Genomic DNA, 16238 nt, shown 5'->3' on the forward strand with positions numbered 1-16238 from the left:
GGCCGCAGCAAAAGCAAAGCCGCCGGGGTGCAGCCGCGCGCTGATCAGCGGGCGAATATCCGCGCCAGGAATGCATCCACTACCGCGGTTGCCGGGTAATCCGCCTCTCCCAGATCGCGATTGATGGCCCGGTGCCCGCGCAGGCCCCGGCCGGAAAATCCCTGTACCGTGGCGGGCGTTCCGGCGCGGCGCAGGGCCGCACCCAGCTCCCCGCTCTGGCGCGTACCGTCCTCGCGCTGAACATGCAGGATCAGGAATTCCGGAGCATTGGGCGCGGCGGCGTGCAGCGTGGGCGACAAGGCCCGCTGGCGTGCCGGATCGGTGCCGAACGCCTGGCGATAGGTATTGCCCATCAGCCGCGCATTCTCGTCCATCTGGTCGGGCACATCATAGGCCGCCCCGTCCAGCGGGATGATCCCGGCCACCGCATCCATCGGCAGGCCTGCACCGCGAAAATATTGCGGATCAGTGCCCACCAGCGCCACCAGGTGCGCGCCCGCACTGTGGCCGATCAGTGCGATACGCCCTGTATCGAAGTGCAGCGTCGCGGCGCGCTGGCGCAGGAAGGCGAGCGCGGCGGCAACATCGGCGCCCTGCTGCTCCACGGTGAAATCCGGCACAAGGCGGTAATCGATGGAGGCGACGGCGTAACCCAGCGCCTGCCAATGCTCCAGCTTGGCGGAGCGGCGCATCATGGTCTTGTCCCCGCGCTTCCACCCGCCGCCGTGGACGAACACCACCAGCGGAGCATCCAGCGATGCGCCGGGCCAGTAATCCAGCGTCTGCGCATCGTCGCTGCCATAGGCCAGCGTCTGCATGGTGGCATCCCGGCTCTGCGCGTTGATGGCGGCGGACAGCGGCGGCATGGCCGGCACCACCAGTGCGGCGGCAATCAGCGTCAGGGCAAGTTTTCGCACGGGGTCGCTCCTGTTCAACATGCGTGCAATGCTGGCGGGCACATGAATTGTGCATGACCGGGGCGCGATGGCGCCCGTTTCCACCATCTGCGGTTGACATTGCATACCGCCACGCTAGGCCGCGCAACGCAATCGGAGCGCTGCTCCGGCCTGTCTCATCCCGGCGTCGAGTCCTGTCGAAGGACGCCTTCGGATCCACCTGGCAGGGTGGAGGAGTGTACCCATGGCCAACGTAACCGTGATCGGCGCCCAGTGGGGCGATGAAGGCAAAGGCAAGATTGTCGACTGGCTGGCGTCTCGCGCCGATGTCGTCGTCAGGTTCCAGGGCGGGCACAATGCCGGCCATACGCTGGTTGTCGGCAACACCACCTACAAGCTCAGCCTGCTGCCTTCGGGCATCGTCACCGGCACATTGTCGCTGATCGGCAATGGCGTGGTGCTCGATCCGTGGGCGCTGAAGGACGAGATTACCCGGCTGGAAGGGCAGGGCGTTGCGATCACGCCGGAGAACTTCGGTATTGCCGACAATTGCCCGCTGATCCTGCCCGTACATGGTGAGCTGGACGTGATGCGCGAAGCTGCCGCCGGCAAGGGCAAGATCGGCACCACCGGACGCGGCATCGGCCCGGCCTATGAAGACAAGGTGGGCCGCCGCGCCATCCGCGTGTGCGACCTTGCCCACCTGCACGAACTGGAACCCCAGCTGGACCGTCTGTGCGCGCATCACGATGCGCTGCGCGCCGGCTTTGGCGAGCCGCCGATCGATCGCGCCGCCCTGCTGGAAAAGCTGCGCGGGATTGCGCCGTTCGTGATGCAATACGCCCAGCCGGTGTGGAAGCGGTTGAACGAGGTCAAGCGGGCCGGGGCGAAGATCCTGTTCGAGGGCGCGCAGGGTGTGCTGCTCGATGTCGATCACGGCACCTATCCCTTCGTCACCTCCTCCAACACGGTCAGCGGCACCGTGGCCAGCGGATCGGGCCTTGGCCCCAGCTCCGCAGGCTTCGTGCTGGGGATCGTCAAAGCCTACACCACCCGCGTCGGCTCCGGCCCGTTCCCCACCGAACTGGAGGATGAAGTCGGCCAGACACTGGGCGAAAAGGGCCATGAATTCGGCACCGTTACCGCCCGCAAGCGCCGCTGCGGCTGGTTCGATGCGGTGCTGGTGCGCCAGACCTGCGCCATTTCCGGCGTCACCGGCATTGCGCTGACCAAGATCGACGTGCTCGACGGGTTTGAGACGATCAAGATATGCACCGGCTACATGCTCGATGGCCAGATGCTCGATTACCTGCCCGCCCACGCCGCCGATCAGGCCCGCGTGCAGCCGGTGTATGAGGAGATCGAGGGCTGGGAAGGCACCACCGTGGGTGCGCGCAGCTGGGCTGACCTTCCCGCGCAGGCGATCAAGTACATTCGCCGGATCGAGGAACTGATCGATTGCCCGGTGGCCAGCGTGTCCACCAGCCCCCAGCGCGACGACACCATACTGGTGCGCGATCCTTTCGCGGACTGATCACGCCGACCGGTCCCGCTACCGACCACACAATTCTTGACACGATCCCCATTTGTTCTCATCCTGTTCCAATACGAATCAGGGAGTTCTTCGATGGGTCAGGTCAATTTTGCCTATGGTGCCGTGGCCGATGCGGTTGGCCTGCCGTTTGCTGTTTCGGTGTTTGCCGATGATGACCGCCTGCGGGACGAGATTTGCGCCGATGTCGAATCCGCCGGACTGGGAATGCGCGAATGCGGTTCTCTGGCGCAATTGCTCGAAGGCGATCCCCGCAGCCTGGGGGAAGCGATCCTGATCGATTGCCCGCTGCCCGGTGCACAGGGACTGGCCGCGCTTTCCCGCCTCGATACGCGCGCCGCGCGCTCTGGTGCGCGCCTGGTGATTTCCACCAGCGTGGACGGGCTGGAGGATGTGTTTGCCTGTTGTTCGCAGTCCGATCCGCAAATCCTCGTCAGTCCGCGGCGGGCCGAACGGGTGATCGCGCTGGGGCAGATGCTGGCTCGCATTCCCAATCTGCGCCTGCGCGAATTGTCCGATGAAGACCGGCTTACCCTGTTGCGCCTGACGGAGCAGGTGAACCAGATTTCCGAGAAGCTGGAACGGATGGGAGAGCCTGCAGAATCTGGACGCAGTGTCCGCAGTCCCACACGGGCTTTTCGGTTTGACGAGCAGGCGGGCGGCCCGCAATCAACCGGTGACAAGCAATCGTCGAGCGACCGGCTGGTGCGTTCCACCCGCCCGCCATTGCCCGATCCCCGGCTGGTGCGCCGGATCATCCATCAGCGGCAGCTGCGGGCGCGCTTCTTCGATGGGGACCTGTTTGCCGATCCCGCGTGGGACATGCTGCTCGATCTCACCGCCGCGCGGGTTGAACATAACCGTGTTTCGGTCACTTCCTTGTGCATTGCATCGGGCGTGCCGCCCACCACCGCGCTGCGCTGGATCAGCCAGATGACCGATTCCGGACTGCTGGAGAGGGTGGAGGATGACACCGATCGCCGCCGCGCCTTCATCGCGCTGAGCGACAAGGCAACCGATGGCATGGCCCGTTATTTTGATGAAATGGGCAAGAACGCCGCGCAACTGGTGTGAACGCCCTGATCGCAGGGGCAGCAGAGCCGCGGGCCGTTATTCCGGCTTCATTTGCAGTGGGAATTTCCGATCTGAAAACCATCCGCCAGATGGCTTTGCCTGGTCGAAAATGGTGGGCGATGACGGGCTCGAACCGCCGACCCTCTCGGTGTAAACGAGATGCTCTACCAACTGAGCTAATCGCCCCACTATCGCAATAGCGACGCGGCCCCTAGCGCAAGCTTGCGGCGCTGGGAAGACCCAGTGTTGGAAGTTTCTTCGCTCCGCTGTTAGGCCAGCGCGATGAACCGCCTCGATATCGCCATCGCCGGCTGCGGAATTGCCGGACTCGCTTCGGCTTTATTGCTGCACAGGCAGGGGCACCGCGTCACTCTGTACGATCGCTTTGCCCGGCCGCGCCCGGTCGGCTCCGGCCTGATGATCCAGCCCACCGGCCTGGCCGTGCTCGCGCGGCTGGGCCTGGCGCAGACCGCCGTTGCCAGGGGTGCGCCGATCCAGCGCCTGCACGGGCTGAACCGCGAAGGGGAAGCGGTGCTGGAGGCGGATTATGCCGATCTTTCCGTGCCCGGCGTTTTCGGCCTCGGCATCCACCGCGCCAGCCTGTTCGATCTCCTTCATTCTGCCGTGCTGGCGGAAAAGATCCCCGTGCTGACCGATCATGAGATCTGCACCAGCGAGGAAGGCACGGGCCAGCGGATCATTCGATTTGCCAATCGCGATGCGCCCGCCAGCCATGATCTGCTGGTTGATTGTCTGGGCGTCGGGTCCCCGCTGACACCCTCGCAAGGCCAGTATCTACCCTTTGGCGCGCTGTGGACCACGTTGGAATGGCCGGAGGACGGCGCATTTGACCTCACCTTGCTGGAACAGCGATATGAAGCAGCGCACCGCATGGTTGGGATATTGCCCACCGGTGTGCGCCACAGCGGCGGGCGGCGGGAGTTCTCCTTCTTCTGGTCCCTGCAACAGCAGGATCATGCCGCGTGGCAGGCCAATGGACTGCAATGCTGGAAGGATGAGGTGCGCGGCCTGTGGCCACAGTGCGAGACGATCCTGCCGCAGATCGCCAGCGCCGATCAGATGACATTTGCCCGCTATGCGCACCGCACCTTCGCTACGCCGGTGGAAGCGCGGCTGATCCATATCGGTGATGCCTGGCATTCGGCCAGCCCGCAGCTGGGGCAGGGTGCCAACATGGCGCTGCTGGATGCCTGGGCTTTGGCTCTGGGGCTGGCGGGGGAGGGTGACCTGCAAGCGCGCCTGCATGGCGCGATTGCCCTGCGGCAGGCGCATGTGCGGCTGTATCAAAGGCTGACAGCGGCTTTCACCCCGCTCTATCAGTCGCACAAAGGTGCACCGGCAGCCTTGCGCGACCTGCTGCTGGCACCGGCATCGCGCATTGCGCCAGGCCCGGCGATAAAGGCGATGCTGGTGGCAGGCATGGCCGGATCACCGCTGGGCAGGCTGGGCCTTGCCTTTCCCGATTACGAAGCACTCAGGCCGAAAGGGCAATCCGCGCCCGGGCAGTAAATCCGGACTGTGCATCGCCCTCCATCGCCAGCATCATGTGGCTGCGGTCATCGCCCCTGAATGCCCAGTCGCGCTCGGCAGGCCAGCGGGCGAGATTGGCGGCGCTGTCACCGTAAAGCGCGCGGTCGCCATACACCTCCTCGCACGGTCCGGTCGGCAAGCCCAGCTGCGATACCAGAAGCGGCGCAACGCCGCCCATCGCTGCTTCCACATCGCTGAAAATCTCGACATGCAGATGCGGTGCGCGCCCGCCGTAACAGCCCGGTACAATGGAACTGAAACGCGCTGTGCCCGCCGTGTCGGTGGGTTGTAGCCCGCGCAGATAGTTCACGTCGCGCCTTGTATAGAGCGAATATTCGCCCCCTGCATCGCATTGCCACAGATAGATCGCGCGGCGTGCCAGCACTGCGCAATCATCGTCCGAACGGGTCAGCTCCAGCTCGATCTGCATCGGAACGCCGCCAGCCTCACCTTCCAGCCCGGCAAAGCTGGGGCGAATGTCACTGCGCAGGACATCGGCGAGGTCGAGCACGTTGATCCGTGCGTCGCGCCCGCCCACGCCATCTGCGGGGTATGGCCCGCGAATCTCTGTGGGCGTTACCCGGCAGGCCGCCGCCACTGCTGCCTGCGCGCATGCGCTTGACCCACAGCCCGCCAGCATTGTCCCACCAATCCCGGTGGCAAAGGCGCCAAGAAAGCGCCGCCGCTGTATGTCACGGCAGAACTGCGAGTCTTGGGGTTTACCCGTCATCGGCCAAAGCCTCCTGCACCAGCACGCGCGCTTCCTCGCTGCCCCAGTCATAGGAGCCGATCACGCGCCACACTTCCTTGCCGTCTGCATTATACAGCACCGTCAGCGGCAGCACCGCGCCGCCGCCAAAGGCAATCGCCAGATCGTTGTTAGGGTCCATCCATCGCGGCAGGTTGGTAAAGCCCCGCTCCTCGAAAAACGGCACCACGGCGTCGGCTCCGGACAGGTCCTCGCTCACCGTCAGCACGCGCACGTCTTCGCCCAGCTCGCCCGCAAGCGCATCCAGCAGCGGCATTTCCACCACGCAGGGCGCGCACCAGGTGGCCCACAAATTGAGCAGGATGGGCCTGTCGCCGCTATCGGCCAGCTCCATCGTGATGCCTGCCGGGTCGCTCAGCATCACCGCCGGAATCGCCTCTCCGGCAAAGGTGCGGTCCAGCGTGCCGGTGAATTCCTCGACTCCGGTTTCCGAAGAGACTTCTTCGCCGCCTTGCGCGGGGTCTGCCTCCCCGGTATCGCAACCCGCCAGAGCGGCAGCCATCAGGCAGGCCAGGAATGCAGGGAATTTTTTCGTCTTGAGCAAGGGTAGTGCCTCCAACAGCATGTGGGGTGGGCGGTTCGCGGAAGGGCCGTCTGCCATCATGCGTGAGATTAACGCATCGATCCCGTTCGACAAAGCCCTGTGGCGACAGGACATCGCCGCCAGCCGCGCGCATGTGGCGATGCTGGCCGCCTGCGACATTGTGACCGCAGACGATGCACAGACGATTCTGGACGGTCTGGAGCGCGTTTCGGGCGAGTATGAAGCCAATGGCGTGCCCGAGGACTGGGACCTCGAAGATATCCACATGACCACCGAGAGCCGCCTTGCCGAACTGATCGGCCCGGTTGCTGGCCGCCTGCATACGGCGCGCAGCCGCAACGACCAGGTGGCGACCGATTTCCGCCTGTGGGTGCGTGAGGCGATGGACGATGTCGATGCCGGGCTGGCCGCGCTGCAGGATGCGCTGGTGACGCAAGCAGAGGCGCATGCCGGTTCCATCATGCCCGGTTTCACCCATTTGCAGACCGCACAGCCGGTGACGCTGGGCCATCACCTGATGGCCTATTACGAGATGATGCGGCGCGACCGTTCGCGCTTTGCCGATGCGCGCGCGCGGATGAATGAAAGCCCGCTGGGCAGCGCGGCACTGGCTGGCACCGGCTTTCCGATAGACCGGGAAATGACCGCGCAGGCGCTGGGCTTCGATGCGCCCACGCGCAACAGCCTGGATGCCGTGTCGGACCGCGATTTCGCCATCGATTTCCTGCAGGCCGCGGCGCAGTGCAGCCTGCACCTGTCCCGCCTGGCGGAAGAATTCGTGATCTGGGCCAGCCAGCCTTTCGGCTTTGTGCGCATGGCCGATTCGCTCTCCACCGGCTCATCCATCATGCCGCAGAAGAAAAACCCCGATGCGGCAGAGCTGGTGCGCGGCCATGCCGGGCGGATCGTGGGCTGTGTCACTGCTCTGATGGTGACGATGAAGGGCCTGCCGCTCGCCTATTCCAAGGATATGCAGGACGACAAGCCGCCGGTTTTCGAAGCCGCGCAGCTGCTCGGCCTGTCGATCGCGGCGATGACCGGCATGGTGGCGGAAAGCACTTTCAGGACCGAACGCATGCGCCAGGCGGCAGAGCTTGGCTATGCCACGGCAACCGATCTGGCAGACTGGCTGGTGCGCGCGGCGAATATTCCGTTCCGTGAGGCGCATCACATCACCGGCGCTGCGGTCAAGCTGGCGGAAAGCCGCGGAATCGCGCTGGATGCGCTGCCGCTGGACGATTTGCAGGCCATCGATGCCCGGATTGACGAGCGGGTCTATGCCGCCTTGTCGGTGGAGGCTTCCGTGGCCGCACGCGCTTCTTATGGCGGCACTGCGCCCGATCAGGTGCGCGCCCGCGTGGCAGAGGCGCGTGCACAGCTGGAGGCCGAGCGATGAAGAAACCGGCCATAGCGGCCCTGGCGCTGATGCTGTGTTCCTGTGGCCAGATGGGCGAACTGGAACCGCTGGAGGGCGCATCGCTGCCGCCTGCTCCGCACGGTGCGACAGATCCGCTGACATCGTCCGAGCTGCTTGAAACCAGCCCGCAGGCCGTGCCCGAACGCAGCGTGGAATTGCGCCGCGAATCCGAAGAACGCGAGGACGATCCCTTTGATCTCCCGCCCGAAGGTTAGACTGTTTTAAATATGGACCATTTCCAGCTGAAGAACGGCGAGCTGCACGCCGAAGACGTGCCTATGTCGCGCATTGCCGAGGAATTTGGCACGCCCGTCTATGTCTATTCGCGCGCCACGCTTGAACGCCACGCACGGGTGTTTCGCGAAGCGTTGACGCCGCTGGGCAAGATCCATCTGGCCTTTGCGGTGAAGAGCAACCCCAACCTTGCCGTGCTGCGCGTGATGCAGCGCGAGGGGTTTGGCGCTGACGTGGTATCGGGTGGAGAGCTGGCGCGCGCGCTGGCCGCTGGCATGCCCGCATCGGACATAGTGTTTTCCGGTGTTGGCAAGACCACCCGGGAAATGATGCAGGGCCTCGATGTGGGAATCGGCCAGTTCAACATCGAGAGCGAGGAAGAAGGCGTGGAGCTGGCCCGCATCGCCGATGCCGCAGGCCGCACCGCCCATTGCGCGCTGCGGGTCAATCCCGATATCGACGCCGGAACGCATGAGAAGATTTCCACCGGCAAGAGCGACAACAAGTTCGGCGTGCCGATTGATCAGGCTGCCGGCATGTATGCGCGGCTGTCTGCGCTTCCCGGCCTCGATATGCGCGGACTTGCGGTGCATATCGGCAGCCAGCTCTCCGATCTTGCTCCGCTGGAGGAGGCATTTGCCAAGGTGGGCGCGCTGATGGCGGACATTCGCGCCGCTGGCTTCACGGTGACCCATGTCGATCTGGGCGGTGGACTGGGCGTGCCTTACAAGGCGGGCGAAGTGATGCCCAGCCCGGCCGAATATGGCGCCATGGTTGCCCGCGCGACCAAGGGCTGGGACGTGACGCTGATGTTCGAACCGGGCCGCGTGATTGCGGGCAATGCCGGTGTTTTGCTGACCGAAGTGATCCGCGTGAAGCGCAATGCCAACCGCGATCCGTTCGTGATTGTCGATGCGGCGATGAACGATCTGGCGCGGCCCGCGCTTTATGGCGCCTGGCATGATTTTGACGCGGTGGAGCCCACCGGCCAGCGGATGACCGCCAATATCGTCGGCCCGATCTGCGAAACCGGCGACACTTTCGCTATGGGGCGTGAGATGGATGCGCTGGAAGCGGGCGACCTGGCGGTATTCCGCACCGCCGGAGCCTATGGCGCGACCATGGCATCATCCTACAATTCGCGCGGCTTCGTGGCCGAGGTGATGGTGGATGGGGACCGCGTGGCCAGCGTGGCAGACCGTATCCTGCCAGAAGATATCTACGCTGCCGAGCGCGTGCCCGAATGGCTCGACTGAGATAGGAACAGGCCATGCGATCGCTCCCGCTCTTCCACCGCCTGACCGGACAGCCGGTTATCGTATTGGGAGACGGGCCGATGGCCGAACCCAAGCAGCGGCTTGTCGAACGGGCCGGGGGGCTGGTGATCGGCGATCTGCAGGAAGGCATCGACAAAGGCGCCCGGCTGGCCTTCATCGCGCATGAAAGTCAGTCCGCGTGCGAGGGCGATGCCATTCGCGCGCGCTGCGCCGGGTTACTGGTCAATGTGGTGGACCGACCGGACCTGTGCGATTTCACCACGCCCAGCCTGCTGGAACGCGATCCGGTGATCGTGGCCATCGGCACATCGGGCGCATCGGCGGGACTTGCCAAGCAATTGCGGCTGCGGCTGGAAGGGCTGCTGCCGTCCGATCTGGGCGATCTGGCCAGCGCGCTCAATTCCCTGCGCGACCGGATCAAACAGCGCTGGCCGCGCATGGGTGACAGGCGCCAGGCGCTCGACAATGCGCTGACCGCAGGTGGCCCGCTCGATCCGCTGCGGGCAGGGGCGGCAGGCCGTATCGAGGACTGGCTGCACGGGGCGGCGAATGCCGGCGAGGCAGGCCGCATCGAAATCACCATTGCCAGCGATGACCCGGAGGAGCTGACCCTGCGGCAGGCCCGCCTGCTCGGCAGTGCCGACGTGATTCTGCATGATCCGCATATCCCACCGCAGATTCTCGATCGCGCGCGCGCCGACGCCTTGCGCTTTGCTTTGCCATACCACGGTCATGAATCGGACGGCCTGGTCCTGATTATCACTCGCGCAAGTCATTGATTTTCAATCTATTACAATCATTTAATTTAACTCCTTGTCCGCTTCCCGCCACTCCATAGGCAGGCGGGGCGCGGGGCTCCGCCGGCAGACGGAGAAAAAAATATGAAACTGCCCAAGATCGATCTGGCGAGCCTGCCTGATCTCAACACCATCACCGGAATGTTCGGTTCCATGCGCACTCCCAACCCCGGCCATGACGATACGATCGTTGTCATCGCCACCATCGTTTACGAATCGTCGCCTCCCGGCGGCGGTCTGTTCTGAGGCGCCAGGGTCGCAGCGATGCGTATTGATCCCAGCATCGCGGCGCTGCGGGGCAACAGAGCCCCGCAGCGTCAGGCCCAGGCCGCGATGAAAGTGGCCTGTGATGACTGGCGCGCCGAAAAAGGCGTGGCCCAGGCACTGGCCGAATTCGAAAATTTCGGCACAGGCGCGGCGCTGGAGGATTGCCCGCTTCTCGAAGACATCTTCACCGGCCAGGGCGCGGCTGAGCAGCTGATGAGCGCGCTTGTGAGCCATTTCTGCGCCGCTCTGTCCGGCAACTGGCTGGGCCATCCGCCCTTCCGCAATGGGTATGATGGTCGCGCATCCACCATTCTGCTGGGCAAGACCGGGCGCGCGCAAATGCTCCTTCAGGCCCGCGAACCGGGCACGTTTGAGTATCCCTGTGCCACCTTCAGCGATGCCTTGCGCTATGATGCCACGCTGGCCGGATCGGCCAGTGCGCGCATCCTGCGCATTCACGGCCCGCGCGAACTGGTGAGCTTCAGTGAGGAACCCATCACCCTGCGCGCCGGTGTGCGCCTGGCATTCGACTGTTCCAGCGAGATGCTGATTGCCGAAACGGTCGAGACAAGGCTGGTCACATTGCGCCTGTTGCAGGTGGGCGCACCGCCGCAGCCGGGGCGCGAATATTGCCGGGAGACCGGCCGCCTGCTGCACCAGTCATCGGGCAGTCTGGCCACCAGTCGCAAGGAGATGATGGTCACGCTGCTCGGCCGCATGGAATGTACAAAGGCGCCGCCTGTCCTAAGTCGCCTTGCGCGCGATGAGCATGACGAAAGCCTGCGCTGGCAGGCGGTTCGTGAATGTCTGGCGCTGGACACCGCGCAGGGCTTCACCCTGCTTTGCCAAATTGCCCGCGACATGGAGGATGGCCTGTCCGATCCGGCCGGCGCGCTGCGCGCCCAGCTGCTGGAAACCCATCCGCAATTGCGCGAACTGGAGACACAATAATGCCAAGAGTGATCGACTACCGCGACGATGCAACCAGCTCGCTGGGTGATTGCGTAGAGGCGTTGAAGAGCGATGGTTTCCACCCGCAGGAGGAGGAATCGCTGCTGTCCGCCGCGCGCTGGCTGCGCCGTCTGGGCAATGATCGCCAGTTCCTGGCCGACATCATGCTGGCCGAACTCAAGGATTCTGCAGGCGGTGAGGAAGACGCCAGCTCCTACGGCGCGCAGGTGGTGATGCTTTCACCGCTGGGCCGCGAATTCTTCCTGCGGGCCAATTTCTGGCCCTCGCAGCAGGACTACGTGTTCCGCGCATCGGGCCATTCTGCCTTCAGCTATGAATTGCCGCACGATCACAATTTCGATTTCCTCACCCTCGGCTATTTCGGGCCGGGCTATGCGTCCGACTATTACGAATATGATTATGAGGCGGTGGAGGGCGTGATCGGAGAAAAGGCCGGGCTGCGTTTTGTCGAACGATCGACCCTCGATCCGGGCAAGCTGATGCATTACCGCGCGCACCGTGATGTGCATTCGCAATTGCCGCCTCAAAGCCTCTCCGTCTCGCTCAACATCATGCACTCGGGCGGCGCGCAGGGTTGGCTCGACCAGTATCGCTTCGATGTCGAGAAGGATGAGATTGCAGGCGTCATCAGTCCCGGCGGCAGCGAGATATTCCTGCGCGTGGCGGTTGGTCTGGGCGGCGATGACGCGCGCGATCTGGCGGAGAACTTTGCCCGCCACCATCCCAGCGAACGGATGCGGCTGACGGCGCTGGAAGCGCAGGCAGGCATTCTGCCGGTGGCGGAGCGCGACGCGCTGTGGCGAAGGGCAGAAGGCAATGGCAGCCGCCTGATTGCGGGCGAGGCGACCAATCGCCGCGCCGCCCTGGCTACTGCGGCCTAGATACTGCTGCGGCCTACAGAATACCCCCGGCCAGCCGGTCTATCGCCCCTTGCAGGATGATCGCGGCGGCGTGGCTGTCGATCTTCTCGGCGCGTTTGGCGCGGCTGAAATCCTGCGAGATCATCGCCCGTTCGGCGCTGGTGGTGGACCAGCGCTCGTCCCACAGCAGCACCGGCAGCTCCAGCACCGCCAGGTTGCGGGCAAAGGCGCGGCTGGCCTGCGCACGCGGCCCCGCGCTGCCATCCATGTTGAGCGGCAGGCCGATGACGATGCCTTTCACATTGCGCTGGCCAATCAGCACTTCCAGCGCGGCCTTGTCCTTGGTGAACTTGCCCTTGGCCAGCGTCTTGCCCGCCGTGGCGAAGCTCCACTGCGCGTCGCAAAAGGCGGTGCCTATGGTCTTGGTGCCAAGATCCAGCCCCAGCAGCGCGCCGCCTTCTGGCAGTGCATCGCGAAACTCCGCTGCGCTTTCGGTAATCAGCTTCCCTGCTCCCACGCTGCCACGCGGCGCACCACATCCTGTTGCAGGGACCGCCAGAACAGCGGGATGTCATAGACGTGGTAATTGTTGAACGGCAGCACGTAGGTGCCCATTTCCGGCGGATCGCCGATCAGCAGAAAACCGGCATCGTCGCAGCGCGCGGGCACGGCACCTGTCACCAGTTCGCCACTGCCCAGATCATCGCTGGGAACCAGCGTACCCAGATTGGCCCCTGCAGGCTCGCTGCCGCCGGGCGCGCCGGATAGCGGATTGGTGCACAATATCGGGCTGTCGCCGCGCAGCTCTCCATCAAAGCCGGTGCTGCCCGCATATTGCGAGAACATGATCCCGGGGTCCGCCGGTTCGGCAAAACTGGCCCAGCTGACGATGCAGCCGGCCTGCTGGGCCGTGGCGCAGGCAGGCAGGGGCAGGGCGGGCAGATCGTGTTCCACCGATATTGGCCAGCCGATGGGATATGCCATGGCGATGCGCTGTTGCAGCGGCGTGCCGGCAATGCGCTCCCTCAGTAGCCGCAGGATATGCTGCGATCCCTGACTGTGCCCGGCCAACACGATCGGCATATCCGCATCAATGCTGGAGAGGAAATAGGTGAAGGCCAGGTCCACGTCGCGGTAAGCGGCATCCACCGCCTGCTTTGCTTCGTCGCTGTCGGAAAGAAACGCGCCGAAAGTGGCCTGGCGATAACGCGGTGCCCAGATTTCGCTCGCCTGATTGAAAGCGCTGCCCAGACCGCGCACCAGCAGCCGGGCAAGGTCCTGCGATGGCTCATCGTCGAGCGGAGCATTCCACACCCGGTTGTCGGTAAAGCTGGTGGGGTGGACGAAGAAAACCGCAAAGCGCGGTAGGGGCGTGTCATTGACCGCAGGCGGCGGCACAGACCCTTCGGCCTCCTGCGGTTGCCAGCGCGCCGGATCATTGGGCGCACCCATGCCGGGACGGGAGAACCACATGTCCGGATTGGTATAGGCATTGTCCGCCAGCGCATCCTGCGGGACGAATTCCGTGCGCGGGACCAGGGTAAGCTGGGTCAGCTCCTTGCTGTAAATCCGCAGCACGAACAGCGTGACCGCCACCACCAGGATCAGGATGACTATGGTGTAGAGGAACCTACGCATCGCCCAGCGCCGCCACGGCTTCTTCCTTTGCGCGGATCACCGCCTGATCGCCATCCTCGTTCTGCTGCGCCCGGCGTTCCAGCGCCACCTTGATCATCGCCAGCAGCGGATCGGCCAGGAACAGGCCCAATATGCCGAACAATATGCCCATGATCAGCTGCGCCGCCAGTACCAGAGCAGGCGCCAGGTCCACAGTCTTCTTGGCGATCATCGGGATGATCACATAGCCATCGATATTCTGGATCAGGAAATAGACGAAGATCGTATAAAGCCCCATCTCCGTGCCGCCGGAAAAGCCCACCAGCACCATCAGCACGCCGGAAATTACCGCGCCGATATTGGGAATGAAGGCCAGCAGGCCGGTCAGTATGCCCAGCAGCGCGGCCATCGGCACGCCATAGAGCGCCAGCATCGCCCAGGTGAAGATACCTTCCACCACCATGCCGACAAGGCGGCCGAACATCAGCCGCCGCATGGTATAGGCCATGATGCTGACGGTGATGTAGAATTCATGGCGCTTCTCAGCCGGCATCATCCATGCCACGCCGCGTTCATACAGCCGCGGCTCGATCACCACGTAAATGCCGATGATGGCCACCACCACCAGCGTGGTGAGGCCGCCCAATATGCCGCCCAGTGCGCGGGTGACGGTGCCAAAACCGCTGATGGCCTGACCGATCAGGCCCTGCACGTCTGAAATGTCGATGGCGAAACCCTGCGTGTCCAGCCATTCGAACAGCTGGATCATCTGCGTTTCGACAATGGCCGGAAACTGCGCGGCCTCCTGCGAAATCTGCGATCCGGCAAACCAGCCGAGCCAGATCAGGAAGGCGACGCTGGACACCAGCACGATGGCGATGCGCCAGCTGCGCCCGATCTTGAGGCCCCGTCCCAGCAGGCGGACGCCGCCGTCGATCATCGCGGCGAACACCATCGCGCCGAAAATCACCAGCAGGCTTTGCGATATGTAAACGGTCAACACAGCCAGGCCGACCATGCCGATCCACACCGCAGCGCGGCTGGCTTCATGGCGCAGTTCGGGGTTGCTGATGCGCGTCGGGCTGGCGCCGATATTCGGCTCTGCGCCCTGTGGATCGCTACTCATGACTCGCTTCTCCCACGTCCAGCGCAGGTCGCAGGCTGGACCATGCGCGATCAGGCCTGAGAGAGGTGAACCATGTCAAGGGATTAAGGCTCGCCCGCCCGTCCAGGCTGAAGCTGATGAACTCCGCCCGTCCGCCCACATCGGCGATGGGAACCGGGCCCGCCAGCCCGCCGCCCACATAGACGCGGCTGTCAGCCGAATGGTCGCGGTTGTCACCCATCAGGAACACATGGCCATCGGGCACCACCAGCTCCTCGAAATTGTCGTAGATGCCTTCGCGGTGATCGATGATGAGGTAGGTTGCGCCATTGGGCAATGTTTCGCGGTAAGTCGGCGGCTCGAACACTACGCTGCCATCCTCCAGCCGCACGCGATATTCCTCGAAATCGCGCATGCAGGGTATGCCGTCGCACATATTCTGGTGCTCGGCGGGCAGGCGGACAGGCGGCTCCATGTCCTGCGGCACCGGCTCGCCGTTGAGGATGATTTGCCCGTCGACCATGGCGATGGTGTCACCCGGCAGGCCGATCACCCGCTTGATGTAATCCTCCGAACTGCCCGGCGGCACCACGATCACGATATCGCCATATTCGGGTGTGGACGGGGCAATGCGCCAGTCATCGCGCGGGAAGATGTGGAAGCTGGCGGACACCCAACTCCAGCCATAGGGATATTTGGACACGATCAGCCGGTCACCCACCAGCAGGTTGGGCATCATGCTGGAGGACGGGATGTAGAACGGCTTGGCGATGAAGGTGTGGAAGGCCAGTACGCCCAGCAGCATCAGCAACAGGCCACGGATCTCCGCCAGCCAGTTGATGCGGCCGGGTTCATCGGTCTTCTCCGCCGGGGGGGAGCCAGTGTCCGATTGGGTATTCACAGGCTGTGCGCCTCCAGAATGACAAAGGCCTGCGCCCACGGATGATCGTCGGTCAGGGTCAGGTGTATGGTGACCGTGTGACCTGCGGGCGTCAGTTCGATCAGCCGCGCCGCCGCGCCGCCTTCAAGGTGCAGGGTCGGCGCTCCTGATGGAGCATTGACCACGCCGATATCCTTCATGAACACGCCGCGCTTGAAACCGGTTCCCACGGCCTTGCTGAAAGCCTCCTTGGCGGCGAAGCGCTTGGCATAGGTGCCCGCGCGCGTGTGCGGACGGCGCGCGGCCTTGGCGCGCTCTATATCGGTGAAGACGCGCGCCTCGAACCGTTCGCCATAACGCTCCAGCGAATTGGCGATACGCTCTATGTTGCAGAGGTCCGATCCCATTCCGATGATCACAGATCGA

At 64.2% G+C, this 16238-nt stretch carries 18 protein-coding genes and 1 tRNA gene; 10 read left to right on the forward strand and 9 right to left on the reverse strand.

The window, feature by feature from the left end:
- Nucleotides 1–44 precede the first annotated feature (44 nt).
- Nucleotides 45–917, reverse strand: a complete 873-nt coding sequence (locus tag ABDZ98_RS07355) for an alpha/beta fold hydrolase (protein WP_160589901.1) — start codon at nt 915–917, stop codon at nt 45–47.
- 223 nt (nt 918–1140) lie between these two features.
- Between ABDZ98_RS07355 and ABDZ98_RS07360 the strand changes: the two genes are divergently transcribed.
- Together ABDZ98_RS07360 and ABDZ98_RS07365 are read left to right on the forward strand one after the other, a co-directional pair.
- Nucleotides 1141–2430, forward strand: coding sequence for an adenylosuccinate synthase (locus ABDZ98_RS07360; RefSeq protein ID WP_160589900.1), 1290 nt, complete (start codon nt 1141–1143; stop codon nt 2428–2430).
- A gap of 93 nt (nt 2431–2523) precedes the next feature.
- Nucleotides 2524–3522: a helix-turn-helix domain-containing protein gene (locus ABDZ98_RS07365; protein WP_160589899.1), complete on the forward strand. Its 999-nt coding sequence runs from the start codon at nt 2524–2526 to the stop codon at nt 3520–3522.
- Between the two features lie 110 nt (nt 3523–3632).
- Here ABDZ98_RS07365 and ABDZ98_RS07370 read toward each other — a convergent pair.
- Nucleotides 3633–3708: transfer RNA gene (locus ABDZ98_RS07370), tRNA-Val, on the reverse strand.
- 96 nt (nt 3709–3804) lie between these two features.
- Between ABDZ98_RS07370 and ABDZ98_RS07375 the strand changes: the two genes are divergently transcribed.
- On the forward strand, nt 3805–5052 hold the full coding sequence (locus ABDZ98_RS07375; RefSeq protein ID WP_160589898.1) for an FAD-dependent oxidoreductase: 1248 nt from the start codon (nt 3805–3807) through the stop codon (nt 5050–5052).
- Here ABDZ98_RS07375 and ABDZ98_RS07380 read toward each other — a convergent pair.
- On the reverse strand, nt 5018–5803 hold the full coding sequence (locus ABDZ98_RS07380) for a peptidase associated/transthyretin-like domain-containing protein (protein ID WP_343806398.1): 786 nt from the start codon (nt 5801–5803) through the stop codon (nt 5018–5020). The genes ABDZ98_RS07375 and ABDZ98_RS07380 overlap by 35 nt on opposite strands.
- Nucleotides 5793–6344, reverse strand: a complete 552-nt coding sequence (locus tag ABDZ98_RS07385) for a TlpA family protein disulfide reductase (RefSeq protein WP_160589896.1) — start codon at nt 6342–6344, stop codon at nt 5793–5795. The genes ABDZ98_RS07380 and ABDZ98_RS07385 overlap by 11 nt, the downstream gene beginning before the upstream one ends.
- A 61-nt stretch (nt 6345–6405) precedes the next feature.
- Here ABDZ98_RS07385 and argH point away from each other — a divergent pair, with 61 nt between their 5' ends.
- From argH to ABDZ98_RS07420, 7 genes are all read left to right on the forward strand, one after another.
- Nucleotides 6406–7782 (forward strand): argininosuccinate lyase, encoded by a 1377-nt coding sequence (gene argH, locus ABDZ98_RS07390; RefSeq protein ID WP_160590256.1) that lies wholly within the window; start codon nt 6406–6408, stop codon nt 7780–7782.
- Nucleotides 7779–8018, forward strand: coding sequence for a hypothetical protein (locus ABDZ98_RS07395; RefSeq protein WP_160589895.1), 240 nt, complete (start codon nt 7779–7781; stop codon nt 8016–8018). Before argH ends, ABDZ98_RS07395 begins: the two co-directional genes overlap by 4 nt.
- A 12-nt stretch (nt 8019–8030) precedes the next feature.
- Nucleotides 8031–9293 (forward strand): diaminopimelate decarboxylase, encoded by a 1263-nt coding sequence (gene lysA, locus ABDZ98_RS07400; protein ID WP_160589894.1) that lies wholly within the window; start codon nt 8031–8033, stop codon nt 9291–9293.
- A gap of 14 nt (nt 9294–9307) precedes the next feature.
- Nucleotides 9308–10093 (forward strand): precorrin-2 dehydrogenase/sirohydrochlorin ferrochelatase family protein, encoded by a 786-nt coding sequence (locus tag ABDZ98_RS07405; RefSeq protein ID WP_160589893.1) that lies wholly within the window; start codon nt 9308–9310, stop codon nt 10091–10093.
- A 102-nt stretch (nt 10094–10195) separates the two neighbouring features.
- Entirely contained in the window at nt 10196–10357 is a 162-nt protein-coding gene (locus ABDZ98_RS07410) for a hypothetical protein (RefSeq protein ID WP_160589892.1), read from the forward strand.
- Nucleotides 10358–10375: 18 nt separating this feature from the next.
- Nucleotides 10376–11329 (forward strand): hypothetical protein, encoded by a 954-nt coding sequence (locus ABDZ98_RS07415; protein WP_160589891.1) that lies wholly within the window; start codon nt 10376–10378, stop codon nt 11327–11329.
- A complete protein-coding gene (locus tag ABDZ98_RS07420) occupies nt 11329–12231 on the forward strand; it encodes a transposase (protein ID WP_160589890.1) in 903 nt (300 codons plus the stop codon). Before ABDZ98_RS07415 ends, ABDZ98_RS07420 begins: the two co-directional genes overlap by 1 nt.
- Nucleotides 12232–12244: 13 nt before the next feature.
- Here ABDZ98_RS07420 and ruvX read toward each other — a convergent pair whose 3' ends face one another.
- Genes ruvX through acpS form a run of 5 tightly spaced genes read right to left on the reverse strand, consistent with a single transcriptional unit; the run spans nt 12245 to nt 16231 of the window.
- On the reverse strand, nt 12245–12727 hold the full coding sequence (gene ruvX / locus ABDZ98_RS07425) for a Holliday junction resolvase RuvX (protein ID WP_337190150.1): 483 nt from the start codon (nt 12725–12727) through the stop codon (nt 12245–12247).
- Entirely contained in the window at nt 12709–13848 is a 1140-nt protein-coding gene (locus ABDZ98_RS07430; protein WP_160589889.1) for a DUF3089 domain-containing protein, read from the reverse strand. Before ABDZ98_RS07430 ends, ruvX begins: the two co-directional genes overlap by 19 nt.
- Entirely contained in the window at nt 13841–14953 is a 1113-nt protein-coding gene (locus ABDZ98_RS07435; RefSeq protein WP_160589888.1) for an AI-2E family transporter, read from the reverse strand. The genes ABDZ98_RS07430 and ABDZ98_RS07435 overlap by 8 nt, the downstream gene beginning before the upstream one ends.
- Nucleotides 14946–15833: a signal peptidase I gene (gene lepB / locus ABDZ98_RS07440; RefSeq protein ID WP_337190149.1), complete on the reverse strand. Its 888-nt coding sequence runs from the start codon at nt 15831–15833 to the stop codon at nt 14946–14948. The genes ABDZ98_RS07435 and lepB overlap by 8 nt, the downstream gene beginning before the upstream one ends.
- Nucleotides 15830–16231 carry a holo-ACP synthase gene (gene acpS / locus ABDZ98_RS07445; protein ID WP_160590250.1) on the reverse strand — a complete coding sequence of 134 codons (402 nt, stop codon included), beginning with the start codon at nt 16229–16231 and terminating at the stop codon, nt 15830–15832. Before acpS ends, lepB begins: the two co-directional genes overlap by 4 nt.
- Between the last annotated feature and the right edge of the window lie 7 nt (nt 16232–16238).

The sequence above is a fragment of the Alteraurantiacibacter aestuarii genome, assembly GCF_039523595.1.
Classification (GTDB): domain Bacteria; phylum Pseudomonadota; class Alphaproteobacteria; order Sphingomonadales; family Sphingomonadaceae; genus Alteraurantiacibacter; species Alteraurantiacibacter aestuarii.